At 67.9% G+C, this 25707-nt stretch carries 20 protein-coding genes; 11 read left to right on the forward strand and 9 right to left on the reverse strand.

All coding sequences use genetic code 11. The features are described from left to right. Positions 1 to 15: 15 nt before the first annotated feature. From MQH10_RS06220 to MQH10_RS06230, 3 genes are read left to right on the forward strand one after another with little or no spacing between them, the layout of a single operon-like run. Entirely contained in the window at positions 16 to 945 is a 930-nt protein-coding gene (locus tag MQH10_RS06220; protein ID WP_242563201.1) for an SDR family NAD(P)-dependent oxidoreductase, read from the forward strand. Between the two features lie 47 nt (positions 946 to 992). Beyond that, positions 993 to 2213 carry an acetyl-CoA acetyltransferase gene (locus MQH10_RS06225; RefSeq protein WP_242563202.1) on the forward strand — a complete coding sequence of 407 codons (1221 nt, stop codon included), beginning with the start codon at positions 993 to 995 and terminating at the stop codon, positions 2211 to 2213. 2 nt (positions 2214 to 2215) lie between these two features. Next, complete coding sequence (locus MQH10_RS06230; RefSeq protein WP_242563203.1) at positions 2216 to 4009, forward strand: AMP-binding protein; 1794 nt, start codon at positions 2216 to 2218, stop codon at positions 4007 to 4009. Positions 4010 to 4348: 339 nt separating this feature from the next. On the opposite strand, the gene MQH10_RS06235 is transcribed toward MQH10_RS06230, so the two are convergent. The 3 genes from MQH10_RS06235 to MQH10_RS06245 all read right to left on the reverse strand — a co-directional run bounded on the left by MQH10_RS06235 (position 4349) and on the right by MQH10_RS06245 (position 8620). Continuing rightward, positions 4349 to 6625 carry a CHAT domain-containing protein gene (locus MQH10_RS06235; RefSeq protein WP_242563204.1) on the reverse strand — a complete coding sequence of 759 codons (2277 nt, stop codon included), beginning with the start codon at positions 6623 to 6625 and terminating at the stop codon, positions 4349 to 4351. Between the two features lie 32 nt (positions 6626 to 6657). Then, positions 6658 to 7710 (reverse strand): hypothetical protein, encoded by a 1053-nt coding sequence (locus MQH10_RS06240; protein ID WP_242563205.1) that lies wholly within the window; start codon positions 7708 to 7710, stop codon positions 6658 to 6660. A 619-nt stretch (positions 7711 to 8329) separates the two neighbouring features. After that, positions 8330 to 8620: a DUF1330 domain-containing protein gene (locus tag MQH10_RS06245; protein ID WP_242563206.1), complete on the reverse strand. Its 291-nt coding sequence runs from the start codon at positions 8618 to 8620 to the stop codon at positions 8330 to 8332. A gap of 159 nt (positions 8621 to 8779) precedes the next feature. Between MQH10_RS06245 and MQH10_RS06250 the strand changes: the two genes are divergently transcribed. After that, positions 8780 to 10612 carry a flavin-containing monooxygenase gene (locus MQH10_RS06250; RefSeq protein ID WP_242563207.1) on the forward strand — a complete coding sequence of 611 codons (1833 nt, stop codon included), beginning with the start codon at positions 8780 to 8782 and terminating at the stop codon, positions 10610 to 10612. 8 nt (positions 10613 to 10620) lie between these two features. Here MQH10_RS06250 and MQH10_RS06255 read toward each other — a convergent pair whose 3' ends face one another. After that, on the reverse strand, positions 10621 to 11613 hold the full coding sequence (locus tag MQH10_RS06255) for an amidohydrolase family protein (RefSeq protein WP_242563208.1): 993 nt from the start codon (positions 11611 to 11613) through the stop codon (positions 10621 to 10623). Positions 11614 to 11790: 177 nt separating this feature from the next. Between MQH10_RS06255 and MQH10_RS06260 the strand changes: the two genes are divergently transcribed. From MQH10_RS06260 to MQH10_RS06275, 4 genes are all read left to right on the forward strand, one after another. Then, positions 11791 to 12720: a LysR substrate-binding domain-containing protein gene (locus MQH10_RS06260; RefSeq protein WP_242563209.1), complete on the forward strand. Its 930-nt coding sequence runs from the start codon at positions 11791 to 11793 to the stop codon at positions 12718 to 12720. Between the two features lie 171 nt (positions 12721 to 12891). Next, complete coding sequence (locus tag MQH10_RS06265) at positions 12892 to 13050, forward strand: hypothetical protein (protein ID WP_242563210.1); 159 nt, start codon at positions 12892 to 12894, stop codon at positions 13048 to 13050. A 195-nt stretch (positions 13051 to 13245) separates the two neighbouring features. Beyond that, positions 13246 to 14706, forward strand: a complete 1461-nt coding sequence (locus MQH10_RS06270; RefSeq protein ID WP_242563211.1) for a hypothetical protein — start codon at positions 13246 to 13248, stop codon at positions 14704 to 14706. A gap of 172 nt (positions 14707 to 14878) precedes the next feature. Next, positions 14879 to 16729: an AAA family ATPase gene (locus MQH10_RS06275; RefSeq protein ID WP_242563212.1), complete on the forward strand. Its 1851-nt coding sequence runs from the start codon at positions 14879 to 14881 to the stop codon at positions 16727 to 16729. Between the two features lie 140 nt (positions 16730 to 16869). Here MQH10_RS06275 and MQH10_RS06280 read toward each other — a convergent pair whose 3' ends face one another. The 4 genes from MQH10_RS06280 to MQH10_RS06295 form a co-directional block, all read right to left on the reverse strand. Then, positions 16870 to 17883, reverse strand: a complete 1014-nt coding sequence (locus MQH10_RS06280; protein ID WP_242563213.1) for an alpha/beta hydrolase — start codon at positions 17881 to 17883, stop codon at positions 16870 to 16872. A 183-nt stretch (positions 17884 to 18066) separates the two neighbouring features. Next, entirely contained in the window at positions 18067 to 19239 is a 1173-nt protein-coding gene (locus MQH10_RS06285; protein WP_242563214.1) for a carboxynorspermidine decarboxylase, read from the reverse strand. Between the two features lie 11 nt (positions 19240 to 19250). Then, positions 19251 to 20456 carry a saccharopine dehydrogenase family protein gene (locus MQH10_RS06290; RefSeq protein ID WP_242563215.1) on the reverse strand — a complete coding sequence of 402 codons (1206 nt, stop codon included), beginning with the start codon at positions 20454 to 20456 and terminating at the stop codon, positions 19251 to 19253. Between the two features lie 259 nt (positions 20457 to 20715). Next, positions 20716 to 21537 (reverse strand): SDR family NAD(P)-dependent oxidoreductase, encoded by an 822-nt coding sequence (locus MQH10_RS06295; protein WP_242563216.1) that lies wholly within the window; start codon positions 21535 to 21537, stop codon positions 20716 to 20718. A 125-nt stretch (positions 21538 to 21662) separates the two neighbouring features. Between MQH10_RS06295 and MQH10_RS06300 the strand changes: the two genes are divergently transcribed. The 3 genes from MQH10_RS06300 to MQH10_RS06310 all read left to right on the forward strand — a co-directional run bounded on the left by MQH10_RS06300 (position 21663) and on the right by MQH10_RS06310 (position 24687). After that, positions 21663 to 22469, forward strand: a complete 807-nt coding sequence (locus MQH10_RS06300; RefSeq protein ID WP_242563217.1) for a DUF1295 domain-containing protein — start codon at positions 21663 to 21665, stop codon at positions 22467 to 22469. A 2-nt stretch (positions 22470 to 22471) separates the two neighbouring features. Next, positions 22472 to 23389, forward strand: coding sequence for an NAD(P)H-dependent flavin oxidoreductase (locus tag MQH10_RS06305; RefSeq protein ID WP_242563218.1), 918 nt, complete (start codon positions 22472 to 22474; stop codon positions 23387 to 23389). A gap of 341 nt (positions 23390 to 23730) precedes the next feature. Then, the gene (locus MQH10_RS06310) at positions 23731 to 24687 is read left to right on the forward strand and encodes a winged helix-turn-helix transcriptional regulator (protein ID WP_242563219.1); all 957 of its coding nucleotides are present in this window, start codon (positions 23731 to 23733) and stop codon (positions 24685 to 24687) included. A 70-nt stretch (positions 24688 to 24757) separates the two neighbouring features. Here MQH10_RS06310 and MQH10_RS06315 read toward each other — a convergent pair whose 3' ends face one another. Beyond that, positions 24758 to 25528 carry a GNAT family N-acetyltransferase gene (locus MQH10_RS06315; RefSeq protein ID WP_242563220.1) on the reverse strand — a complete coding sequence of 257 codons (771 nt, stop codon included), beginning with the start codon at positions 25526 to 25528 and terminating at the stop codon, positions 24758 to 24760. Positions 25529 to 25707: the final 179 nt, after the last annotated feature.

Genomic DNA, 25707 nt, shown 5'->3' on the forward strand with positions numbered 1-25707 from the left:
GGAGAGGGACGCCAGATGCCGGATACGATCCAGGAGAGCGCTGGGGGCGCGCAGGAGATGCGCGACCGGGTGGTGATCGTGACCGGCGCCGGCAAGGGCCTCGGCCGGGCCTACGCCCTGGACCTGGCGGCGCGCGGCGCCCTGGTCGTGGTCAACAACCGCTGGGCCGATCGCAGCCAGCCGTCCAGCGCCCAGGCCGTGGTCGCCGAGATCCGCGAGGCCGGTGGCCAGGCCGTCGCCAATCTCGATCCCGCCGAGGATCCCGCCAGCGGCGAGGCCCTGGTCGCCCAGGCCCTGGCAGAGTTCGGTCGCCTGGACGCCGTGGTTTCCAACGCCGGCGTGCCGGAGACCCTGCGTCTGCATCGCCAGACCGCCGAGGGCTTCCGGCGGATCTTCGACATCAACTTCTTCGGCGCCTTCCACCTGGTCCAGGCCGCCTGGCCCGCCCTGTCGGCGGCGAAGGCCGGCCGGATCGTGGTCAGCGCCTCGTCGGCCGGCCTGCACGGCGGCGACGGCATGGCCGCCTACGCCTCGTCCAAGGCCGCCCTGATCGGGCTGGTGAAGGGCCTGGCGGTCGAGGGCAAGCCCCGCGGCCTGATGATCAACGCCATCGCCCCCTACGCCGTCACCGCCATGACCGAGGCCCATCTGGCCCCCGGCATGGCCGAGCGGATGGACCCGGCGGCGGTCGCGCCCCTGGTCTCCTGGCTGGTCAGCGAGGCCTGCGACGTCACCGGCCAGACCCTGGTCTCCGGCGGCGGCCGGGTGCGGGCGGCCGTCTCGGTCGAGGGCCAGCCTGTGGCCCTGGAGCCCGACCGGATCGGCGAGGCTGTGCGCACGGCCCTGACCGCCGAACCGCGAGAGACCTATGGCGACGCCCACCAGGCGTTCGCGGCCTTCATGGACGGCCGGGCGGCCTTGGCCCCGGCCGTTTCACTTGTATAATCGGACTGACATTCAAAAGGGCCGCCAGGCGGCCGGGCGAGGAAACCATGGTCTACATACTCGGCGGCTGGCAGAGCGACTTCGCGAACAACTGGGCGCGCCAGGGCATGGAGATGGCGGACGGCTTCGCCCAGGTGGTGGGCGAGGGCCTGAACGCCGTCGGCCTTGAGGCCAAGGACATCGAGACCGGCCACGTCGGCAACTTCGTCGGCGACCTGTTCGCCGGCCAGGGCCTGCTGGGCGGCTTCTTCGGCCTGGTCCATCCCGACTTCGACGGCCTGCCGACCTCTCGCCACGAGGCCGCCTGCGCCTCGGGCAGCGTCGCCATCCTGGCCGCCGCCGCCGAGATCGAGGCCGGCCGCTACGACCTGGCCTGCGTGCTCGGCCTGGAGCAGATGCGCAATGTCAGCGGCCAGAAGGCGGCCGAGAACCTGGGCGCCGCCGCCTGGGCCGGACACGAATACCTCGACGCCAAGTTCCCCTGGCCCAAGGCCTTCTCCGACCTCGCCGAGGAGTACGACACCCGCTACGGCCTCGACTACAAGCACCTCATGCGCATCGCCGAGATCAACTTCGCCAACGGCAAGCGCAACCCCAACGCCCAGACCCGCCAGTGGGCCTTCACCGAGAAGAGCTTCACCGCCGACGACGAGGCCAACCCGGTGGTTGAGGGCCGCACCCGCAAGCAGGACTGCGGCCAGGTGACCGACGGCGCCGCCGTGGTGTTCCTGGCCTCGCCCAAGCGCGCCGCCGAATACGCCGACAAGCACGGGATCCCCCTGGAGAGCCTTCCCCAGATCAAGGGCTGGGGCCACCGCTCCGCCCCCATCTCCTACGCCGCCAAGATCCAGGCGAGCCAGGGCAAGGACTATGTCTTCCCGCAGGTCCGCCGCGCCATCCTCGACGCCCGCGCCCGGGCCGGGATCACCGAGCTCGACCAGATCGACGTGGTCGAGACCCACGACTGCTTCACCGCCACCGAATATATGGCGATCGACCACCTCGGCCTCACCGCGCCCGGCGAGTCCTGGAAGGCGATCGAGGACGGCTCGATCGAGATCGGTGGCCGCCTGCCGATCAACCCGTCCGGCGGCCTGATCGGCCTGGGCCACCCCGTGGGCGCCACCGGCGTCCGCATGGCGCTCGACGCCTTCAAGCAGGTCACCGGCCAGGCCGGCGACTACCAAGTCGAGGGCGCCAAGACCTGCCAGACCCTCAACATCGGCGGCTCGACCACCACCACGGTCAGCCTGGTCGTGGGCGTCTGACCATGGCCGAGTCCGCCGTCGCCGCAGCCCCGCCCGCGCCCTTCCGCGAAGCCCACCTGCTGCCGGTGGATCTCGACATCGAGCGCCGCCCCGACGGGACCATACTGATCACGTCAAAGGTCCCGCTGAAACCCTATGACGCCAACATCCCCGCCGCCTTTGCGCGGCGGGCCCTGGCGTCCGCAGACAAGCCCGCCATCGCCCAGCGGGGCGCCGACGGGGAATGGGTCTTCACCTCCTTCGCCCAGCTGAAGCGCGACATGGACGCCGCCACCCAGTGGCTGATGGACAAGGCCGCCGCCGGCCCGGTCCTCATCCTGGCCGGCAATACGCCCGCCTTCGCGGTGATGAGCTTCGCCGCCCAGGCCGCCGGCCGCGCCGCCTGTCCGGTCAGCGTCACCTATGCGGCGCTTGGCGGCGACTATGGCCGCCTGGCTCACGTGGTCGCCAAGGTCCGCCCCGCCGTGGTCTTCGCCGAAGACACCGCCATGGCCAAGGGCGCGCTGGAGACCCTCGACTTCGGCGACGCCAAGATCATCACCACCGACCCGAGCAAGCTCGCCAAGCCGGCCACATCCTACGCCGAGGTCCTGGCCACCCCCGTCACCGCCTGGGTCGCCAAGTCGATCGAGGGGCTGAAGCCCTCCGACCGCGCCGCCTTGATGCTGACCTCGGGCTCCACCGGCCTGCCCAAGGTCGTGCCGATCACCTTCGACAACCTGATGGCCAATTCCACCCAGTGCCAGCAGACCATCGGCGAGGCCGCCGGCTGGCACGAGGTGATGCTGGACTGGCTGCCCTGGCACCATGCCGCCGGGGCCTTCGTCCTGCGCACCACCCTCCTGGAAGGCGGCACGCTCTATATCGACGACGGCAAGCCGGCGCCGGGCCTGTTCGAGACCTCGATCCGGAACCTGCGCGAGATCTCGGTCAGCTATTTCAACAATGTGCCGCTCGGCTACACCATGCTGGTCGAGGCCATGGAGAAGGACCCGGTGCTTCGGGCCAACTTCTTCAGGAAGATGCGGCTGATGCTCTATGGCGGCGCGGGCCTCAGCCAGACCGTCCACGACCGGCTCCAGGCCCAGGCCGTCGCCGAGACCGGCCATCGGATCATGATGACCAGCGGCTATGGCATGACCGAGACCGTCTCGGCCTTCATGGTCATCCACTTCGAGACCGACAAGGTCGGCATCGGCCTGCCGGCCCCCGGCACGACCGTAAAGCTCGCCCCGGTCGGCGACCGCTACGAGGTCCGCGCCAAGGGCCCCAATGTCACCACCGGCTATCTCGACGAGCCGGAAAAGACCGCGGCCGCCTTCGACGAGGAGGGCTTCTACCGCACCGGCGACCTCGCCGTATTCCACGATCCTCACGACCCCACCCAAGGCCTCGCCTTCGCCGGCCGGGCGGCCGAGGAGTTCAAGCTCTCCAGCGGCACCTGGGTCTATGGCGGCTCCCTGCGCGACGGCCTCCTGAAGGCCCTGTCGCCGCTCGTCCTCGACCTGGTGCTCTGCGACGACGGCCGGCCCTATCTGGGGGTGATGCTCTGGCCCACGGCCGGGGCGGACCCCGCCGAGATCGAAACCCGCCTGCGCGCCTTCAACGCCGACCAGCACGGCGGCGCCGCCCGGGTGAAACGCGCGCTCCTGCTCACCACCCCTCCCAGCGCCAACGCCCACGAGATCTCCGACAAGGGCACCATCAACCGCCGCGCCGTCATCGACGGCCGGGCCGGGGAGGTGGAGCGCCTGTTCGCCGAGACCCCCGATGCGGGCGTCATGGTCCTGGCCTGACCGCCGCCCGCTGGGCGGGAGGCGGAAGCTCTGCGCCTACGATGAGAAGGATCTGAGGGGATGATAACCCCGAGGTCCGGAAATCGCCGACCTGAATCGTCCGACGGGTTTGACGTCAACATGGACGAGTGGGGGCGGGGTGGTGGTGGGGTGGGTTAGAATATTGAAATTAGTGGATTTTTGCGGCGGCCGACCTGCGACTAGAGTTCGCGCTTTGCTTGCTTGAGCCTGACCGAGTGAGGGGGCCCTTGGGTCGTAAATCGTAGGTGTCAGTACTTGCCGGTAGGCCGGTGGTTTGTGGGGCCTTAGCCTCGAACGAGGCGCGAGGCCAGGACTTGCCTAGCCGAGGCCTACATCCTCATACGCCTTCATTCGTCGGGCTGCGCCTTCAGGCGTATCGACAATGATCGTCTCGGGGCGGCCGACATTGATATAGCTGATTGCGCTCGAGTTGGCTGTGGCGAGCCGAAGTTCTCGCATCACCAACGCCTCGTCGAGGCCGAGGTCCATAAGTGCACGCACGACGTTGCTCCAGGGATCAGGCGCAAGCCCATTTATCGCCTGCGTTCCTTCAAGCAGAACTGCGTGCGCTTGGTCTCGATCGATGATATTTTTGTGTTCGACCGCGTGGATGAACTCCGAAAGCAATTGCATTCGGATTAGGCCGCAGACGATCTCTGTCCAGGTCAGCGCCCGCCGGTACATGCCAACTGCGGCCGGGATGAAGTCCGCGACCCGGTACACCAGCCGCGCAGCGAAGATCGCCGCGAGCCGAGCATCAAGTGGCAAGACTGAGGACAGAACTGTCCTCGCACCTAGAGACAGAAAGCCGTTCGCCGTCGTCGCGTGGTTGCGATCGGCGGCATGGGTGTCGCAGGCGCTTAGCACCACAATCGGCGGAATGCGGACCTTGCCATGCAGAGACCAGATATCGATCGAGTTCTTGCCCAGATGCAGCTGCGCGGGTTGACCGCGTTCATGGCTGCCGTGGCCGTCGAAGATGAGCATGGCTCCCTCGAAGCTATTCAGCGCCGCGATCAGCTCCTCTTCGCTACCGATATCGACGAATTCGACCTCCAGCTTGCCTCTCCACTGCTCTCCGAAGACGGTGAAGGCAATATCGAACATTCCTCTGATGTCTCGATCCTCGGTGGGATCGAGCGCGCTGATGATGAGGATTTTTGAGAAATCTTCGGGTGTTAGCCGTATGATCGGCGGTGGAGTCATCTGAGCGATGAACATGTTGCCGGGCGTGACAGGTATCCGAGAGAGGTTGCGGCGAACGCAAAGTGGCAACCCCTCGATGTCGAGCCATTCGAGATGGGCGTCCGACACAATGCGGATGTCTCCCTTGCTCTCCGCGATTAGCGCTCTGAGCTTGGCCGGTACGGCGGCGGCGAGGCGGTTCTGCACATTGCCGAAGGCTTCTGCGGTGCGCAGCGGGCTGCGAGCGTTGCTCCGGTAGTGGTTTGCGAACTGGCGCACCGCGCCAAGCGTCCGGTTGATGTCGTTGGGTAGGCGGATCGCCGCCGACAGCTCCGAGCCGCAGAGCGCTGCCATCGCCTCGACCGTCAATCCGACTTCGTACTGGCGCAGGCGAACGAGGAAATGAGGGTCCGGCTTGAACTCGTCCGGCTTGTCGGGATCGCGCTCACGCCCCATCAGTGCCTTGACCTGGGCCTGGGTCGACATCTCGAAGCTATAGCCCGTCTGTCTTTCCAAGATGGACTTAACGAGCTGGAAATCCCGACGCATCTCCCGCGTCACATCGGGCTTCAAGGCGATGTCGCCCATGCCGGGGTACATTGCGGGCGCAAATAGATTGAGGGCAGGCCGCCTTGGAAAGCTCTCCTCGGCGACCGTTTCTCCGGCTTCTTGCCGTGCCGCGAGTACGCTGGCCGTCGTCAAGGCGATTTGGTCCACATAGGCGTCCAAGTCGCCAATTTTTTTGAACGGCTCTGATCCCGGCGGGTCGAACCCGAAGTTGAGCAACGCTGCAAGGTTGGGCGTGATCGAGCCGTGGCCGCCCACCTCGTAATCCAACTTCCGCCCCGGCAGCGGTTCCCAACTTGCAATGAATCCCCGCATCTCTGTGACGAACGCCCTTGGCAGCTTCTCGGATGCATGGTCGCACACGTACAGCAGCCGTGCCTGGAGCCCCTTCCAGGTAAGCTGGTTGTAAGTCAGGTCACCGCCTGCGTTCGCCACCAGCGTTGGTGGCGTGGGACAGGACTGGGCCCATTCTCGGTAATCGTCAGCGTTCTGATCTTCGCCCAGAAGGATCACTGTGAATGGCACGGAAAGTGGGGCGGGAAAGCTACGGATCGCTCGCGGCGATTGGGGATGCCATTGTACCGCGGCGGCTCCGGTCATCCGGCGCGCAAAGAGTGCGCTACGGAACTCCGGAACGAGCTCCATGACGTCCGCGGGTAGCCACTGAAGGGCACGCAGCAGGAAGATGCTGCGACAAAGCTCTAGCGAAAACCCGGCCAGCGGGGTCGCTTCCTCCGGTCGCCAGTCCGAAACCGCGACGAGGTAAAGAATCTTTGGTCCAAGATCCGGTAGGTAGTCCAGGCTCAACTCGAAGCCCGGCGGAAAATCGGGAGCGTCACTCACGGCACCCTCGGCCTGGCCGTCAGCTGTTGCGGTCACCAGGTCACCCGGAGGTCATCGTCGTACCGCATGCCGGCCATCACCGCTATGACCACTTGGTCAGGTAATATGCGGGTCACCCGACGCTGCTTGATCTCGAACCCTGGAAACGAGTCGTCGATCACATTGTCGAGGAATTCGGCCGTCGGCGGATCGAGGTAGGTCGTCAGTTCGTGAAAGAAGGCATGGACCGTCTCGTAGTCCTCCACCACGACCGCAGGCCTGTGCAGGCGCTCCAGATCAGCGAAAAAGCGTCCGACGTGGTGCCCCGCTTCGACGAACAGCGGCCGTCGGCCCTCGAAATATACAGTCTCAATCGCTTCTGCCTCTGGGTCGACGTTGCCGTGGATCGCAAAGTTGCGCTTATTCATTACGGTCATGAACCTGCCGAACCCTTCGGTCCGCGTGTCCACAAGGTGCATGCCGAAGCAAACCTCATTGAGACGTCTGATACGCTCAGGGATGTGTTCTCGGGTGAAGGCCTGATAGCCCGGCCAGTCAGCGCGGAGTTCGGGGCGCCGAAGGGTCAAAGCGAACATGTTAATATAGGCTTCGGCGAGAACGGGCGTCAGCAGGGCGAGCTGCACGCAAACTCCGTATAGTTTGTCAGCCCGCTCGCCCGCGCGCCGAAGCGGCCCTGAGCCGTGCTGCGGGTTCTTTGCCGACGGCTTGCGCAGCCTGATTGGCTCGAACGGCGGCGTGTCTACGATCCGTTCGTGAAGTTCGGCGCAGACGCCCGCCAGCGCCGCGAACTTGTTCTGGAAGACAACGAACTTCTCGAAGCTACGCGTCATCTCAGACTTCTCGCGGCCGAGGCGTCTAAACTCGGCGTGAAGGCCCTGGATAAGCGCCTGCCACTCACGGTCAGTCAGGGCGTCTCCAAGCATGAAATGAATCTCGCGAGAGGCGCCCGCGATGTAGATGTCAATGTCTTCCGACTTGAGATTGAAATCCCAATGAATCCAGTTGTCGCTGTCGTCGCGTCGCAGGATGTTCTGAAGGCCGTTCGGCTGTCCGAAACGCGCCCGCAAATAGGCGTACACGTCCACGGGCCGAAGCCTCGACCGAACGACCAGCGCGCGGGTTCGGCCCTGACGCTCCGGGGGCCTTTCCCGCTTCTGGTCATCATAGAATTTCCACACCTCCTGACTCGTTGAGGCGCGCCAAGACGGAAAGCGTAGGACTTGCGATAGCCGTTTGGCTGGGTGGGGTCCGCAATTAGTCGGCACAATCACCCTCTGTGAACCTCATGGCCTCTGCCGCTCACTTTCGCCCCGACTGCCATCGCCGTTGGCGTCAGTATTACCCCTGCGCAACCCGTGCGCTAGTGCTCGGCGCTGACTGTCCAGCGCCGGCATGTTCCCCAAGCCTGGCAAAATCAGATTTGCTCGTTCTTTCGCGCTTCTCGCGGGTGGATTTTGAAGTCCCCGCTTGGTTTCCCGCCTGCGCGAGAATGAGCGGGGTGGGGGGCGCCTGCCGGGCTTGCGGGCGGCTTGAACTGGTGGGGCCGCCGGCGCGGCGCGGTAGCCGATAGCTCGGCGCTTATGGGTCCCGGTCTTCGGCTGCGCCGAAACCGGGATGACAGCGCGGGGTTGGGGGCTCGTGGGGTGTTGTTGTTGCGCTTGGCCAGAGCGTCGGCGTGGGGGGCACGCCGACGCGGGCTGCGGGTCAGCCGATGCCTTCGGCGAGGATCACCCGGTAGTCGGCGCCTTTCAGGCGGTGCTGTTTGGCGTCCTGGTAGGCGGGGCTGTCGTACCAGGCCCGCGCGGCGGCCTTGTCGGGGAAGGAGATGAGGACCACGCCTTCGGCGTCGTCGCCTTCCAGCACTTCCAGCGGGCCGTAGAAGGCGAGCGGGGTGATCGGGTGGCCGGCGCCGGCGGGCGCCGCCTTCTGGCTGTAGGTCTTGAGCTCGTCGGGATCGAGGGTCTTGTTCTTGACGAAGATGATGTAGGCGGGCATGGCGGTCTCCGGTCTGGTGTGCGGGCGCACCGTCGCCGCCCTGACGCGAGGTCCGGCAAGCGGCCGCCGGCGGCGCGACGTCGATTTGTCCGCCGGACCGCTTGGCTGCCCCGCGGGAAGGCCTGATTAGCTCCCCCCAAAATCGCAAAAGGGTGGATCATGGACCGGGCGGACAGCACGACGGCGACGGAGCTGGGCTTCGATCCGGACGCCCTGCGCGAGCGCTATCGCCAGGAGCGCGACAAGCGGCTGCGGGCCGACGGCGAGGCGCAGTATCTGGAAGTCGCCGGCGCGCTGGCGCGTTACGCCGACGAGGATCCTTACGCCGATCCGACGTTCGAGCGCCCGGCGCTGCATGACGAGGTCGAGGTGGCGATCATCGGCGGCGGGTTCTCCGGCATGCTGGCGGCGGCGCGGCTGCGCGAGGCGGGCGTCGATGGGTTCCGGATCATCGAGGCCGGCGGGGACTTCGGCGGCACCTGGTACTGGAACCGCTATCCCGGCGCCCAGTGCGACATCGAGAGCTACTGCTACCTGCCGCTCCTGGAGGAGCTCGGCTACATGCCGAAGGAGAAGTACTCCTATGTCAGCGAGATCTTCGAGCACTCCCAGCGGATCGGCCAGGCCTATGGCCTCTATGACCAGACCCTGTTCCAGACCCGGGTGCAGAAGCTGGCCTGGGACGAGGGCCTGAAGCGGTGGCGGATCACGACCCAGCGCGGCGACGACATCAAGGCGCGGTTCGTGATCATGGCGCTCGGCGCCGCCAGCCGGGCCAAGCTGCCGGGCATTCCCGGGATCGAGGACTTCGAGGGCCACAGCTTCCACACCAGCCGGTGGGACTATGGCTATACCGGCGGCGACACGACGGGGAACCTCACGGGGCTCGCGGACAAGCGGGTGGCGATCATCGGAACCGGCGCCACGGCGATCCAGTGCGTGCCGTTCGTGGCCCGCGACGCCAAGTCCCTGCACGTGTTCCAGCGCACCCCGTCCTCGGTGGACCTGCGCGGCAATTCGCCGACCGATCCGGACTGGGCGCAGACCCTGCAGCCCGGCTGGCAAAGGGCGCGGCGGCACAATTTCGCCGACATCGTCGAGGGCCGGCCGTTCCAGGAGGACCTGGTCAATGACAGCTGGACCGACATCTTCCGCAGCCTGGCGTCGGGCGTGGCCGAGGCCGCGCGCCGGGGCGAGAAGCTGACGCCGCAGGAGGCGGCCAAGGCGGCGGAACTGGCCGACTTCGTGAAGATGAACAAGATCCGCGGCCGGGTCGACGAGACCGTGCGCGATCCGGCGACGGCCGAGGCCCTGAAGCCCTGGTACCGCCAGTTCTGCAAGCGGCCGACCTTCAACGACGAGTACCTGCCGGCCTTCAACCGCGACAATGTCACCCTGGTGGATGTGAGCGCCGCCCAGGGCGTGGAGAAGATCACCGCCAAGGGGGTGGTGGCCAATGGGGTGGAATACCCCGTCGACTGCATCATCTTCGCCTCCGGCTTCGAGATCTCGACGGCCTTCCGCCGCCGGGTCGGGTTCGAGATCGAGGGGCGCGGCGGGCAGTCGCTCTATGAGCATTACAAGGACGGGTTCCGCACCCTGCACGGCCATTCGAGCCGCAACTTCCCCAACTGGTTCTATATCGGGGTGGGGCAGAACGGGCTGTCGGTGAACATGACAGCGATGTTCGACGATCAGGCCCAGCACATCGCCTACATCATCAAGGAGGCGAGGGCGCGGGGGGTTACGACGGTCGAACCGTCGGCGGAGGCGGAGGAGGCCTGGGTGGAGGTGATCCGCAAGGTCGCCATCCTGAACCGGGATTTCCAGAACGCCTGCACGCCCGGCTATTACAACAACGAGGGCGGCGAGCGGTCCGGGGGGCTGAACGGCCAGACCTATACGCCCGGCATCAACCGCTTCAACGCCCTGCTCGCCGAATGGCGGGCCAAGGGGGACCTTGAGGGGCTGGAGTTCGACCGCGAGGCGTGAGCCGCGCCTCACGCCGCCCGCAGCGCCGCGAGTCGGGGGAACAGGCGCTCGGCGTTGTCGCGGGCTATGGCCTGGAGGTCGGCCTCGCTGAGACCGTTGGCGGTGGCGAGCGCGTGGAGATTGCGGGCGACGCCGAGCTCGGGCGTGAAGGGCCAATCGCTGCCGAACAGGATGTGGCTGAGCGGGGCCAGCGCCCTGAGCGCCGCGAAGGGCAGGGGATGGGCCGACAGGGCGAGGTCGTAATAGAGGCCCTGCAGCGCCTCGAAGACCTCCTGTTCTGAGACCGGCCTGGGCGCGATGAAGGGCAGGTTGGCGAAGGCGGCGATGCGGGCGGCCAGCGCCGGCAGGGCCGCGCCGCCGTGCGGGATGATCATCTTCAGGTTCGGCCGGGTCTGGAGCGTGCGGCTGTAGATCAGGTCGACCACGGTGCGGGTGGTGTCGAGCGGGAACTCCAAAAGGGGCGCAGGGCGGCCCAGCCCCAGGGCGTCGAGGCAGGCGGGGCTGGTCGGATGCAGGAAGACCACGGCGCCGCGGCGGTCGAGCTCGTCAAAGATGGGGGCGAAGCGGGGCGAGCCCAGATAGGCCCCGTCGATATTGGATTCCAGGATCACCCCGTCGACCCCCAGCTGGTCGAAGGCGTAGGCGATCTCGTCCAGGGCCTGGGCGACGTCGGGCAGGGGCAGGGTGGCGAAGAACCCGAACCGGCCGGGATGGGCGGCCATCAGGTCGCGGCCGGCGAGGTTCACCTGGCGCACCAGGCCGGCGCGCTCGGCCGGCGGCAGGAATTGGGTCGAGGGGGAGGAGAGCGAGATCATCGCCGTGGCGATCCCCTGGCGATCCATCACCTCCAGGGCGGCGGCCGCGCTCCACGCGGGGACCGGCATGCCGCCATCGACCGTCCTGAGGCCCGCCCGGCCGAGCGCCTCGACGTAAAAATCCGGCAGGAAATGGGCGTGGACGTCGATGCGGCCGCAGGCGCAGACGGACTTGGGTTCGGTCATGGGGGCTCCCGGGCGGCGGTCACGCGGGACGCTCGCGGTCCCAGGCTCCACCCTAGGCGGCGGGGCCAAGCCGCCCAGATGGCAAGGCGGCGGGATCGATGCCCGATCGGCATCGCTCGGCGCCGGAGCATTGGCTTTTGACGGCGCCCTGGCTAGGCTTGGCCGCCCGAGGCCCCCATGAAACTCGCCCATCTGAGCATCATCACCGCCGTCGCCGAGCGCGGCAGCCTGAGGGCGGCGGCCCGGCAGCTGGGCGTCGCCCAGCCGGCGATCACCCGCTCCATCCGCGAGATCGAGGGCGAGCTGGGCGTGCCCCTGTTCGAGCGACGGGCCCGCGGCACGGTGCTGACGCCCATGGGGGAGATGTTCCTGAAGCGGGCGACCGTGGCGCTGGGCGAGCTGCGCCGGGCGCGGGAGGAGATCGCGCAGGCCAAGGGCCTGGCGACCGGCCAGGTGACCGTGGCCCTGTCCACGGCGGCCCAGATCGCGCTCCTTCCCCACGCCCTGTCGGCCTTCCGCAAGCGCTATCCGCAGGTGAAGCTCTCCATCCGCGACGGCCTCTTTCCGACCATCGAGGCCAAGCTGAAGGAGGGGGTGCTCGACTTCTATGTGGGCCCGCTGCCGGAATTCGCCCCGGCCAATGAATTCATCGTCGAGAAGCTGTTCGACAATACGCGGGTCATCCTGGCCCGGCCAGGCCATCCCCTGGGCAAGGCCCGCAGCCTCGCGGACCTGGTCGACGCCCGCTGGATCACCACGGCGGTGACGGTGGATTCCAGCGCGGAGCTGGAGCCGCTGTTCGCCCGCCACGGCCTGCCGGCGCCGATCGTGGAGATGCACCTGGCCTCGGGCATGGCGCTGATCCCGGCGGTCGCCAGCACCGATCTCCTGATCATGGTCCCGGAGCAGTGGGTCTCCCTGCCGCTGGCGTCCAAGCGGCTGAGGGTGCTCGACATCGCCGAGCCGCTGCCGGCGCCGCCGATCTGCCTGATCACTCGGGCCCGCCTGCCGCTCACCCCCGCGGCCCAGGCCTTCGCCGACCTGTTCTCGCAGGCCGGGCACAACTACCGACGGGCGCGGCGCGCCGGGAGCGATGCCGAAACCTGATCGCCGCGGCGAACTTGTCATCTCCGCCGCCGGGTCGAGGGCGACTAGGGCAGGCGAGGCCGCACGGCGCGGCCCCAGCGCCACCCGCTCCGAGCCGGCGCACCTCTTGCTGTGGCGCGACCACAAGGTGCTGGTCGACGCCGGGGACGGGGCGGCGGAACAGCTGGCCAGGTGGGGGTGCTGGCCGAGCGGGCGGGCGTGCGGGCGGTGGCCGTCACCCACTTCGGCGGCAACACGCCCGACCCGGCCCAGGTCACGCGCCTCACGGCGGAGATCGACGCCCAGTACAAGGGGCCCGTGACCTTCGCGAACGACCTCGACCGGTTCTAGGGCGGCGGGCGGCGCGGGCCCCGACGGCGACCGGTCCGGCCTATCGTGACGCATCCCCCAGCGATCACTCAGAGATGTGATTGCGCCAAGCTCAACTTTCAGATCCAGGCGCGGCGACTCCACATAAGGTTGTGAAATTCGCCCAGGGGTTCCGAAGCCTCGGAAGGTCGGCCTCAACGTCTGAAAGGAAATGCAATGAGCGTAACGTCCGTCAATGGCCGCACAGGCGTTGTCGTGCTTCCCGGCCTTCGCGACGTCTCCGAGTTCGGCGCCGTAGGGACGTCGGACGACACGGCGACATTCCAGGCGGCGATCAATTCCGGCGAGGCGATCGCGGTGTCGCCCCTGTCCGGGGGCGGCCGCTACACGGTTTCGAGCCTGACGCTCCTGAACAACACCTGCCTGGTCGGCGTGCCGCGGCGAACGATCATCCAGTCCTATGCCTCCGGCCAGCCGATGTTCGTGCTGCATGATCCCTATGTGACGTTCCTGCACATCTGGGGCCTGACCCTGATCGGTAACAAGGCGTCGCAGCCCACCACCGGCGTGCACCGCGCCTTCTATCTGATCAACGCCTTCAGCGGCGTGAGCGACCCGACCTACCGGGCCAACAGCCCGATCGGCTCGCAGATTCCGCGTCACCGCATCGGGGAGATCGTCATCTCCGGGTTCAAGGACGACGGCATGTACCTGGAGGGCGCCGGCGGCAACGAATACGGCCCGATCCAGATCGTCGACTGCGGCGGCCGCGGCATGTACGTCAATTCCTATGACAACGGATTCAAAGGGATAGACATCGGCGGCAGCGGACTCGACGGGCTGGTCTTCGGTCCGAACGGGTCGACCAACCAATGGGTCGGGAACAAGATTTGGTACAGCGGCCAGGCCCAGGTGAGCGGCCAGGCCAACAACATGGTCCATGACCGCGGCGGCGGAAATATCTTCGCGGCGTTCCATCTGCAGGACCCGGCCGGCTCGAACATGGTGCTCAAGGGCGTCGCCTCGGGTCAGAACAGCATCAAGTTCGACGGTCTGATCGAGCGCCAGGGCGCCCAGACCTGGTATGATCCAACCACGGCGGTCGAGATCGATCTGCAGGGCTCGGGATCCAATCAGATCAACGCCGTGGTCTCGGCCCGCAACGGCGTGCCCAAGGCGACCTACGCGATCCGCAATATCGCCAACGGCGCCATGGCGGCGGGCGTCGACAACGCGATCAACATCACCCAGTTCGGATATCACGTCGACGCCGTGACCCTGGGCTATTTCGGCGGCGTGCTGGACAACAACGCGATCTCGGTCGGTCAATTCGCCCGTCAGCCGCGAACCCTTCCGGGGGACAATGGGGACGCTGCGTTCGGCCTGGAAATGGCCGGCTCCTTCGTGGGGATGGTCACCCGCGGGACCAATTCCACCGTGTTCCCCGGCGCGGCCGGACAGCTGGTGCTGATCGCCCAGACGGCGGGGGGCGTCATTTCAGGGTTCAAGTCCGGAACCTATGTCACGGCTTTCAGCTGGTCAGAGCTGGGTGCGCCGTCCTCGGCCTATATCAAGACGAGCGCGACCTATGCGAACGACGCAGCCGCCGCGGCGGGGGGCGTGCCTGTGGCCGGCTATTACCGGAACGGCTCTGTCGCCCAGATCCGCATCACCTGATGGGGCTGCTGGCCGAACGGGCGGGCGGGCGGTGATCGTCACCCACTTCGGCGGCAATACGCCCGATCCCCAGGTTGAGCGGGCCCTAGCCAGAGGTGGCGTTGCATGGCGTTTCGGCTTTAGGTAGGTGGCTTTGCGGACCGCTGCGGGTCAGGCGGCGGGAGGCGATGGGATGCAGACACCGGCGGCCACACAGACCCTGCCCGCGTGGGTCGCGCTCGTCATCCTGGCGGTCTATTTCGCGCCGGTGGCCCTGGGGGCGGCGGCGCGGCTGCGCGCGCGCCACCTGATCATCGTGGGGCTGCTGGACGTTCTGCTGGGGTGGACGGTCCTGGGCTGGCTGCTCTCGCTCGGCCTCATCCTGCGCTGGAGGGGTCAGGCCTCGCCGGCGGCGCGGCCGCTGCGCGATGCGGTCCGGGCCGAGCGGCCCGCGATACCCCAGCCGCCCGAATCCCAGGCCCAACCCGCCATGCCGGCCCCAGCCCCGGTTGAGGCGTCCACGGCCTGGGCCGAAGACCCGCCGATGCTCAGTCGCCAGGCCGTGTCGTTCGCGCTCGACGCCGGCGCCCTGTGGCGCGACGTGAGCTATGACCTCGAGCCCGGCCTGACCAAGCTCAGAGAGGCTGGAATTGACTGCGGCCAGGCCACGCCGGAGAGCCTGTTGCTGATCGCGGCGGTGACCTGCATCCAGGTCTGCAGCCCCACTGGCCGGCTGACCCCGCTGGAGGTCGACCTGCTCAACCACGCCTTCAGCGCCGACAACCCGGCTGAATACTACCAGCGCCTCTGGGCCGACCGGGTGACGGATGCGGCGGCCTTTCAGGAGGAGGCGGCCCAGGGGCTCTACACCCTCATGCTGGCCAAGGCGGCGGGCGCCTGGTCGCCCGGCGACCTGCCCTACAAGGCGTTCAACGACAGCTTCGTGCGCTTCATCGGCCGCTTCACCGAGGCCCTGGCCCTGGCCGACGACAAGGCGACCGAGGCGGAGCTGGCCCAGATCGCCTGGATCACCAACCTCGTGCATGAGAAGGCCGCCCTGGTGGAGACGGCGATGGCGAACCCCGCCGCGACTCCCGACGCCGCCGCGCCTCCAGACGACGCCGAGCCGACCGACGACGTCATCCGTTTCGAGATTGTCACGGATGGCAAGAGCGAGGCCGGGCCAGACTCAGGGCCCGCGGTGAAGGCGGCGCCGCCGACCGACGAGACGGTGGAGCAGACCCTGGCGAAGCTTCACGCCCTGGTGGGCCTGCAGTCGGTCAAGCGTGAGATCGACACCCTCGTGAACCTCGCCAAGGTTTCGCAGCTCAGGCGGGAGCGAAACCTGCCAGTGCCCGACCTCAGCCTGCATCTGGTGTTCTCCGGCAATCCCGGGACCGGCAAGACCACGGTCGCGCGGCTGGTGGCCCAGGTCTACGGCAAGCTCGGCCTGCTATCGAAGGGCCAGCTGGTCGAAGTCGATCGTAGCCAGATGGTGGGTGGCTATGTGGGCCAGACGGCGCCCAAGGTGGCCGCGGTGGTCGAACAGGCCCTGGGCGGCGTGCTGTTCATCGACGAGGCCTACGCCCTGACGTCCAAGGACGACCAAGACTTCGGATCCGAGGCGATCGAGACCCTGCTCAAGCTGATGGAGGACCACCGCGACGACCTGGTGGTGATCGCCGCCGGCTACACACAGGAGATGGAGGGTTTCCTGGATTCCAATCCAGGTCTCCGCTCACGGTTCTCCCGAACGATCACCTTCCCCGACTACACCCCGGAGGAGACGCTCGAGATCTTCGAGCGGCAGGCCAAGAGCGCGGACTATGTCCTGTCCGCCTCGGCGCGCGAGGCGGTGCGCCTGGAGCTGGCCCGGCGGCGCGCCGCGACCGCCAATTTCGCCAATGGGCGGGACGTGCGGAACCTGTTCGAGCGCGCGGTGGCCCTGCAGGCCAACCGCCTGGGCGCGGCGACCGAGATCACGGACGACATGCTGAAGACGATCGAGGCCGCCGACCTGGCCGAGCCGGGCGCGGCCGGCTGAGGCGACCAGGGGCCTGCTCTAGGACAACCGGTCCCGGAACGCGGCGTCGTCGAACTGGCGCACCAGCTGCGGGGCGTCCGTCTCGCTGTTCCAAAGGGCTATCGCGGCCAGGGTGATGCCGTTGAAGGTGTTGGTCTTGGCTATGGAAGAGTGGGCCGGGTCGAGGAAAGGGATGCGGTCACCTGATCGACGACCTGTCGCGTCAGGGCCGCGACCAGATCCGGGTTCTGCTCCGCGATCTCGTGGCCGTTGTCGTGCGCGACGACCAGGCGGCTTGCCGACGACAGCCGGGCCAGGCGAGCCTGGCTCGCGGCCCAGCCCGGTTCGGACACCGCGTTCGGGCCCGTGAAGGGCTTGCCATGCTGGATCACGACCATGGGAAGGTCGCCGAAGGCGGCCTCCGGCAGGCTCCGGCGCTCGGTCGCCGGGGTTGAGGCCATCACATCCAAGGATTCATTCCGGCCCGGGTTCTGTCTGGAGAAGATGGCCATAAGCTCCGCCTGCTCCCGGGGCGAGTAGGCGTTCCAGTTGAGGGATTGCAGCTGTGACGGGACGATGAGCCTCACCACGCCGACGGAGGTCAGGATCGGGACGAGCGCCGGGGTCACGCCCAGGGCCTTCTTCGCCGCATCGGCGTGTTCGAACCAGAGGCCGGGCTCGGTGGCGTCCACCAGGACCAGTCCGCCCACCTCGCTCGGAAACCGACGGGTATAGGCGAGCGCGATCAGTCCCCCGAAGGACTCCGGCTCAAGCACAACGGGGCCCGGGGCCGCGACCTGGGCCAGCACGGCGTGAAGGTCCGCCACGTCGTCATCAAGACTGACCGGCGCGCCGGCCGCCGGGCTCCAGCCGAGGCCGGGCCGGTCATAGGTGCAGACCCGGGCGAACCGGGCGATGCGATCCTGGAGCGGATAGTCGACCACGGACGGCGTACCGCCGCCGGAGATGATCATCACCGTGGGTCCGGCCTGCGGCCCTGTGCAGAGGACATGCAATCGGCGCGGGCCGACATCGACCAACCGGCCGGGCGGCGGATAGAGTTTCGCGTCCCGCGCCTCGGCGAGGCGTTCATAGGCAAAGCCGGCGAGGTTGGCGGCGAGGAGCAGGCCCAGCAAACCGAGGGCCAGGCGGCCCAGGAGCGTCGCGGTCTTCATAGCGTCCTCCGGTCTAGCGGCCAGCCTATCACTCGGTAGACGTGTGGGGGACAGAAGAATTGGGGGCGGACAGCCGCTTCGGCGCCGCCACAAAGCTGGCGCGGCTTGGAGCAGGTTCACACGCCTCGCGCCGCTTGGGTTCGCGCCTGCGCGGGACTGCGCGGGGTGGTGGGGAGCGGGACCCTAGGAAAGCCGGTCCCGGAACGCCGCGTAGTCGAACTGGCGCACCAGCCGCAGGGCGTCCGTCTCGCTGTTCCACAGGGCGATGGCGGGCAGGGGGACGCCGTTGAAGGTGTTGGTCTTGACCATGGAATAGTGGGCCTGGTCGAGGAAGGCGATGCGGTCGCCGGGGCTGGGGCGGGCGGCGAAGCCGTAGTCGCCAATGATGTCGCCGGCCAGGCACGAGGGGCCGCCGATGCGGACGGTTACTCCGCCCTCGGCCTCGCCCAGCAGGGCCGGGCGGTAGGGCGCCTCGATGACGTCGGGCATGTGGCAGGTGGCGGAGATGTCGGTGATCGCCACCGGGACGGTGTTGTCGAAGACGTCGAGGATCTCGCCGACCAGGACGCCGGCGTCCAGCGCTATGGCCTCGCCGGGCTCCAGATAGACCTGGACGCCGTGGCGGGCGGTGAGGTCGGCTGTGAAAGCTACCAGGGCCTCGCGGTCATAGTCGGGGCGGGTGATGTGGTGGCCGCCGCCGAGGTTCAGCCATTTCAGGCGAGGCAGGTGGGGGGCGAGCTTTGGCTCTACAGCCGCCCAGATGCGGGCGAGCGGCTCGAAGCCCTGTTCGCAGAGCGCATGGATGTGCAGGCCGTCGACGCCGTCGAGGTGCTCGGGCTTGAGCTGGGAGACCGGGAAGCCCAGGCGCGAGCCAGCCTGGCAGGGGTCGTACTTGGCGACCTCGGCCTCGCTGTGCTCGGGGTTGAGGCGCAGGCCGATCTCGAAGGCGTGGCCGGCGGCACGGGCGGCGGCGATCAGGTCGGCGAAGCGGGCGATCTGGGCCGGGGAATTGAAGATCACCGTGTCGGACAGGGCCAGGATCTCCGGCAGATCCTCGCGCTTATAGGCCGGCGCATAGGTGGTGAGCTCGCCGCGATAGTGCTCGCGGGCCAGGCGGGCTTCCCAGAGGCCAGACGCGCAGACCCCGTCGAGGTGGCGGCCGACCAAGTCGGCGAGCGCCCACATGGAAAAGGCCTTCAGCGCCAGCAGCACCTTGGCGCCGCCGCGGGCACCGACATCGGCCAGGACCTCGAGATTGCGCCGGACCGCGACCTCGTCGACCACGAAGCTGGGCGAGGGGACGCGGGCGAGATCGAGGCGGGCGAAGGCGCCGGGGCCGGCCGACTGGGTCTGCATCTTAAGGGGGCTCAGAAGGCGAGCGGGGCGGGGAGGTCGCGGACCCGCCAGGGCAGGCCCTGGCGGTTCAGCATGTCCATGAACGGATCGGGGTCGAGCTGCTCCATGTTGAACACGCCCGCGCCCGACCACTGGCCGGTCAGCATCAGGGCCGCGCCGATCATGGCCGGGACGCCTGTGGTGTAGCTGACCGCCTGGCTGCCGGTCTCGGCATAGGCCGCTTCGTGGTCGCAGACATTGTTGATGTAGACGGTCTTCTGGACGCCGTCCTTCAGGCCGGTGGCGATGGTCCCGATATTGGTCTTGCCGCGGGTGACGGGCCCCAGCGAGGCGGGCTCGGGCAGCAGGGCCTTGAGGAACTGCAGGGGGATGATCTCGCGGCCCTCGAACATCACCGGATCGATCCGGGTCATGCCGACATTGGTCAGGACTTCCAGGTGCTTGAGGTAGGAGGCGCCGAAAGTCATCCAGAAGCGGATGCGCTTGATGTCCGGGTAGAACCTGGCCAGCGACTCCAGCTCCTCATGGTACATCAGGTACATGTCTCGCGGGCCGACCTGGTCGAAGTCGAAGACCTGCTTGTGGGCCAGAGGCGGGCCCTCGACCCACTGGCCGTTCTCCCAGTGGCGGGAGGGGGCGGTGACCTCGCGGATATTGATCTCGGGATTGAAATTGGTGGCGAAGGGGTGGCCGTGGTCGCCGCCGTTGCAGTCGAGGATGTCGAGGGTGTCGATCCGGTCGAGCAGGTGCTTCTTCGTATAGGTGGTGAAGACCGAGGTGACGCCGGGATCGAAGCCGCAGCCCAGCAGGGCCATCAGCCCGGCCTTCTCGAAGCGCTCCTGATAGGCCCACTGCCAGCTGTATTCGAACTTGGCCTGGTCGCGGGGCTCGTAATTGGCGGTGTCGAGATAGGAGACGCCCGCCGACAGGCAGGCCTCCATGATGTTGAGGTCCTGATAGGGCAGGGCCAGATTGACCACCAGCTTCGCGCCGGTGGCGGCGATCAGGGCGGTGGTGGCCGCCACGTCGTCGGCGTCGAGGGCGGCGGTGTCGATGGCGACGCCGGTCTTGGCCAGGACCGAGGCGGCGATGGCGTCGCATTTCGACTTGGTCCGACTGGCCAGGGTGATGTGCGAGAACACGCCTGTGTTCATCGCCATCTTGTGGACGCAGACCGACCCCACGCCGCCGGCTCCAATCACAAGCACCTTGCTCATACGCGCCTCTCCTGGCCCTCAACGTCTTCTAGAGCGCTTCGCGTGACGGCGGGGAAGTTTCCCGCGCGAGCGCGCCCTAAGGTTTTGATTCAGGGCTCTTTTGGTCCGGACTGGCCAAGCCGGCCAGACCAGGAAGAGCCCCCGGAGCCCCGCCACGGTGTCGCGGGGGCACGGCTCCTATCACGGGACGGGCCCGGGCGCTAACCAAGGTCTGGTGACGGGGGTATGCGTGAGGTGCGGGGAGGATGCTGAAGGGGGCTCACCGTCCCGAATGCGGAGCCCAGTCGTCGCCGGGTTTCGCATAGTCGGCGCTGAACCACCGCGGATAGCCGTGCAGCGTCTGGCCGCCGTCGATGAGGATTTCCGCGCCGGTGATGTAGCCGCTGGCGGTCTCGTCGCAGAGGAAGACGGCCATGCGGGCGATGTCTTCGGGTTGTCCCAGGCGGCCAACGGGGGTGTTGGTGAGGGCGTCGGCGCGGACGGACGCGTCGTCGATCAGGGACCGGGTCATGGCCGTCTCTATGACACCGGGCAGGATCAGGTTCACGCGGATGCGGTGGACGCCGAGCTCCGACGCCAGCGACTTGGCCAGCATCCGGACGCCGGACTTCGAGGCGGCGTAGGCGCCCAGCATGTCGCAGATGTGGGTGGCGGCGGTCGAGGCGTTCATGACGATGGCGCCGCCGCGACCGGCGTCGCGCATCAGGCGGGCCGCGCCCTGGGCCATCAGGAAGCCGCCGTTGAGATTGACCTCCACATGCTTCTTCCACTGGTCGAAGGGCAGGTCGATGAGCGCGCCATAGCGGCCATAGCCGGCGTTGAGGAAGGCCGCGTCGAGGCGGCCGAACCGGTCGCGGACGGCGTCGAACAGCTGGCCCACGGCCTCCGGGTCGGTCTGGTCACAGGCGTGCGCCATGACGTCAGCGCCCGTGGCGTTCAAGCGGGCGGCGACCTCGTCCAGGGCGTCGCCGCGACGGTCGGTGACGACCACATTGAGGCCGGCGGCCGCGAAGGCCTGGGCGGCGGCGGCGCCGATGTCGCCCGCCGCGCCGGTGATCAGCGCAACCTTGCGTTCGCCCATGTTGGTCTCCTCCCGATTGGCGGCGCTCTTGGGGGCCGCTCACGCCCGCTTGCGAGGCGAGCCTAACTTGCATAGAAAGACTGTCAAACCGCCGGCGTTAGAGGGGCGGATTCGGGGGTGAGCATATGCCTGATTACGTGACGGTGCTGGCGGTGAATGCCGGCGTCATCCTGGCCCTATTCGTCCTGGCCTGGGCGATCTGCGTCGCCCAGAAGGACTGTACGCCGGTCGACAGCCTTTGGGGGCTGGGCATGGGCGTGGTGGCGATCTCCACCTATCTGCAGACCGGCGGCGGCACGCCGCGGCGCATGGTGCTGACGGCAATCTGCGTCGCCTGGGCGCTCAGGCTCGGCGGCTACATGCTGTGGCGCTGGCGCGACCACGGGCCGGACGGCCGCTATGTGCGGATGCTGGACAAGGCCAAGGCCGAGCGCGGCTGGGGCTATGGCTACGCCGCCTTCCGCCTGGTGTTCATGCTGCAGATGCCGCTGCTCTGGCTGGTCTGCCTGCCGATCCAGCTGGGCCAGATCGCGCCCGAGCCGGCGCAGCTGGGCCCGGTCGGCCTGATCGGCGAGGGCCTGGCGATCTTCGGCCTGATCTTCGAGAGCCTGGCCGACTGGCAGCTGGTGCGCTTCAAGAAGGACCCCGCCAATGAGGGCGAGGTGATGGACCGGGGCCTGTGGCGCTATACCCGCCACCCCAACTATTTCGGCGACGCCTGCGTCTGGTGGGGCCTGTGGCTGGTGGCGGCGGAGACGACGCCCGGCCTGTTCGCCGTCGTCGGCCCGATCTACCTGGTCTTCACGCTCACCCGCTGGAGCGGCGTGCCGACCGTCGAGGGGCGTCTGAAGCGCCGGAAGCCCGCCTATGAGGCCTATATGCGCCGCACCTCGGGCTTCTTCCCCTGGCCGCCGAAATCGGACGTGGCCTGAGCATGAGCCTGCCCGCCCACATCGCCGAGCGCCTGAGGCTGCCGGCCATCGCCGCGCCGATGTTCCTGGTCTCCGGCGTCGACATGGTGCTGGCCGCCTGCAAGGCCGGGATCATCGGGACCTTCCCGGCCAATAACGCCCGGACGCTCGACGACCTCGACGCCTGGATGGGCCAGATCACGGCCACCCTGCCGGCCGATGCGCCGCCCTGGGCGATGAACATCATGGTCCACCGTTCCTATTCCCGCTGGGAGGAGGAGCTGGAGCTGGTGCTGAAGCACAAGCCGCCGATCGTTATCACGGCCCTGGGCAGCCCGACGGCGGTGGTCGAGGCGATCCACGGCTATGGCGGGATCGTCTGGGCCGATGTGAACTCGATCACCTATGCCCAGAAGGCGGCTTCGACGGGGGTGGACGGCCTGGTGCTGGTGGCGGCGGGGGCGGGCGGCCATACGGGCCCGATCTCCGGCTTCGCCTTCGCGCCGGCGGTGCGCGAGGTGTTTGGCGGCACGATCGTCCTGGGCGGCGGCATCGGCTCGGGCCGGGCGATCCGCGCGGCCCAGATGCTGGGCGCGGACCTGGCCAACCTGGGCACCCGGCTGATCGCCTGCACCGAGAGCATGGCGGTGGCCGGTTACAAGCAGATGCTGATCGAGGCGACGGCGGAGGACATCGTGACCTCCGCGGCCCTGACCGGCATTCCGGCCAACTGGCTGAAGGCCAGCCTGGCGGCCGCCGGCTATGACGCCGAGGGGCTGAAGACCAAGGCCGAGATCAGCCTGGGCCGCCCGGAGGACGCCGCCAAGCGCTGGCGCGACGTCTGGGCCGCGGGGCAGGGCGCCGGCGAGGTGCGCGCCGTGGAACCGCTGGCGAAGATCGTGGACGACCTAGTGGCGGACTATGAGGCTGCGGCGATCTAGGGCCGGGCCTGAGCGAGGTTGGCGCCGAGAGGCCGCTTCAACCACAAAGGGCACGAAGGAAGCGAAGGAACACGAAGGCGTTCGCGCTGAACTGAGATCACGGTCGAGGGCTGAGCCTAGATGCTTATTGGCGCAAAGCGCCGACAAACTGGCTGACGCTCGCGCCCGCGTCGAAGATCTGGCCCCTTTGTGTTCCTTCGCTTCCTTCGTGCCCTTTGTGGTTCAATAGAGTCCATAAGCGCCTCCGAGCTTGGGGGTTTCCCTCCAAGCGTGGCCCCCGGCAGGTCTTGACAACACCGGTCCGGAACCGAAGGGTCCGCGGCTTCGACGCCTGAGGTGACATGCCCGAGTCCAGCCGAACCGACAGCCCGGACGCGGCCCCTCTGACCCAGCTGGTCCAGGCCAATTCGGCGACGCGGGCGCTCAACATCCTGGGCGATCGCTGGACCCTGATGATCCTCTTTCTGGCGTTCAACCGGGTGCACCGGTTCGACGATTTCCAGAGCCGCATAGGCTTGGCCCGCAGCCTGCTGATCGACCGGCTGCGGCGGCTTTGCAAGGCCGGGATCCTCAAGAAGGTGCTCTATCAGGAGCGGCCGGCGCGGGAGGAATATCACCTCTCCGACATGGGCCTCGACCTCTACAGCCTGGCCCTGACCATCATCCGCTGGGAGAAGCGCTGGTTCTATGACGCGGCCAATCCGGCCCATAGGCTGAAGCATAGCTGCGGCCACGAGTTCACGCCGGAGTTCCGCTGCGGCCATTGCAAGGAGGTGGTCAGCCCGCGCGACGTCTATGTGCAGGACGGGCCGGGCGCCGGCGTCGAGCCCTCGCCGCCGCCGCGGGCGCAGCGGCGCTCGATCGTGCCGGCCGAGGGGCTGAACAACGGCAACCCGATGCTGGATCGCGCCTTCCAGGTGCTGGGCGACAGGTGGACCAGCCACGTGATCGCCTCGGCCTTCCTAGGCCGCCGGCGGTTCAACGATTTCCAGAACAGCCTGGGCGTGGCGCCCAACATCCTGTCCGACCGGCTGGGCCGGCTGGTGGAGCTGGGGGTGCTGAAGAAGGTGCTCTACCAGGAGCGGCCCGAGCGCTGGGAATACCGGCTGACCGACGAGGGCCGCGATCTCTATCCGCTGATCGCCGAGCTGAACCGCTGGGGCGACAAATGGCTGGCCGGCGACAAGGGCCCGCCGCTGATCACCTATCACCGCACCTGCGGCCACGAGCTTGTGCCGCTCGTCACCTGCGACCACTGCGGGGAGCCGGCGACGGCGTTTACGGTGACGCAGGGGTGAGGGGGGGCTTCGGGGACACGATACCTGTTTCCCGATTTTGATCGGCGCGGGCGTAGCCGGGAAATAGGTATCATGTCCCCTTTCCCGGCAGGGCCAGGCTCCAGACGGGGAGGTCGGCGACCAGCTCGAAGCCGAGGCTGTCATAGAGCGGTCGGCCGGCTTCCGACGCGCCGAGGTGGAAGCGCGTCATCCCGCGGCGCCGGTAGTCGCGGATCACTTCGCTCAACAGGGCTCGGCCGAAGCCCATGCGCTGGTGCTCGGGCGGCGTGGCCATGAGGGAGATCCCCGCCGTATCGCCCGTCGGGGTGACGGTGACGGTGCACATTGGACCCGCGTCGCCCCAAGCGATGTAGGTCTCGACGCCCGAGGTTTCGGTCATGCAGACCTCGAAATACCTGGCAACGATATCGCGCGGCTCGTCGAAGGCGGCGGCGATCAGGTCGCCTGCGACGGCGGCCAAATCCGGACCGAGGGCGCGGACGACCTTGGTCGGGCGCGCCGGGGGCACGGGAACGTCCGGGCGAAGCACCATCAGCGGCGCCGTTCCGACGGCGGTCATGCCCAGCCGCGTCGCGACCGGCGCAAGGGCTTCCGCCGCGCGGGGGCTCATGACGGCCGAGAGCGGCCGTCCTCGTTCGACCGCTCGGGCCACGGACCGGATGAGGAACTCCTCGGCCTTGGGATCGGCGCCGAGGGTCAGCCTGTTGAAGTCCGCAAGCGGTTCTTCGGTCAGACCCAGGACGCAGGTCCGCGTCATGTGGAGTTCGACCCCAGGCGCCGCGATCATCTGAGCGGCGAGCGCGCGTACGCAGAGCTGGATCAGCTCTTCGGTCTCATCCATGGGAATCCCCCCGCGTGCGGTCGCCACCTTGCCGGAGCGACGTCTACGCATCCCGCCAAGTTAGAGCCCGCGCCGGCTGCATGCCACCCTGCGGCGCCCCGTGCTTGCGGCTTCGGGGGGTTTCGGGGACACCTGCGACCACTGCGGGGAAGCCGCGACGGCGTTCACGGTGACGCAGG

It is taken from the genome of Phenylobacterium aquaticum (assembly GCF_022695515.1).
GTDB classification, from domain to species: Bacteria; Pseudomonadota; Alphaproteobacteria; order Caulobacterales; family Caulobacteraceae; genus Phenylobacterium; species Phenylobacterium aquaticum.

Coding starts and splice junctions, on each gene's coding strand:
- MQH10_RS06290 (WP_242563215.1), bottom strand. CDS start 20,456: ATGAGCAAGGTGCTTGTGATTGGAGCCGGCGGCGTGGGGTCGGTCTGC.
- MQH10_RS06260 (WP_242563209.1), top strand. CDS start 11,791: ATGAAACTCGCCCATCTGAGCATCATCACCGCCGTCGCCGAGCGCGGC.
- MQH10_RS06255 (WP_242563208.1), bottom strand. CDS start 11,613: ATGACCGAACCCAAGTCCGTCTGCGCCTGCGGCCGCATCGACGTCCAC.
- MQH10_RS06285 (WP_242563214.1), bottom strand. CDS start 19,239: ATGCAGACCCAGTCGGCCGGCCCCGGCGCCTTCGCCCGCCTCGATCTC.
- MQH10_RS06300 (WP_242563217.1), top strand. CDS start 21,663: ATGCCTGATTACGTGACGGTGCTGGCGGTGAATGCCGGCGTCATCCTG.
- MQH10_RS06305 (WP_242563218.1), top strand. CDS start 22,472: ATGAGCCTGCCCGCCCACATCGCCGAGCGCCTGAGGCTGCCGGCCATC.
- MQH10_RS06295 (WP_242563216.1), bottom strand. CDS start 21,537: ATGGGCGAACGCAAGGTTGCGCTGATCACCGGCGCGGCGGGCGACATC.
- MQH10_RS06245 (WP_242563206.1), bottom strand. CDS start 8,620: ATGCCCGCCTACATCATCTTCGTCAAGAACAAGACCCTCGATCCCGAC.
- MQH10_RS06230 (WP_242563203.1), top strand. CDS start 2,216: ATGGCCGAGTCCGCCGTCGCCGCAGCCCCGCCCGCGCCCTTCCGCGAA.
- MQH10_RS06275 (WP_242563212.1), top strand. CDS start 14,879: ATGCAGACACCGGCGGCCACACAGACCCTGCCCGCGTGGGTCGCGCTC.
- MQH10_RS06280 (WP_242563213.1), bottom strand. CDS start 17,883: ATGAAGACCGCGACGCTCCTGGGCCGCCTGGCCCTCGGTTTGCTGGGC.
- MQH10_RS06225 (WP_242563202.1), top strand. CDS start 993: ATGGTCTACATACTCGGCGGCTGGCAGAGCGACTTCGCGAACAACTGG.
- MQH10_RS06315 (WP_242563220.1), bottom strand. CDS start 25,528: ATGGATGAGACCGAAGAGCTGATCCAGCTCTGCGTACGCGCGCTCGCC.
- MQH10_RS06250 (WP_242563207.1), top strand. CDS start 8,780: ATGGACCGGGCGGACAGCACGACGGCGACGGAGCTGGGCTTCGATCCG.
- MQH10_RS06310 (WP_242563219.1), top strand. CDS start 23,731: ATGCCCGAGTCCAGCCGAACCGACAGCCCGGACGCGGCCCCTCTGACC.
- MQH10_RS06220 (WP_242563201.1), top strand. CDS start 16: ATGCCGGATACGATCCAGGAGAGCGCTGGGGGCGCGCAGGAGATGCGC.
- MQH10_RS06270 (WP_242563211.1), top strand. CDS start 13,246: ATGAGCGTAACGTCCGTCAATGGCCGCACAGGCGTTGTCGTGCTTCCC.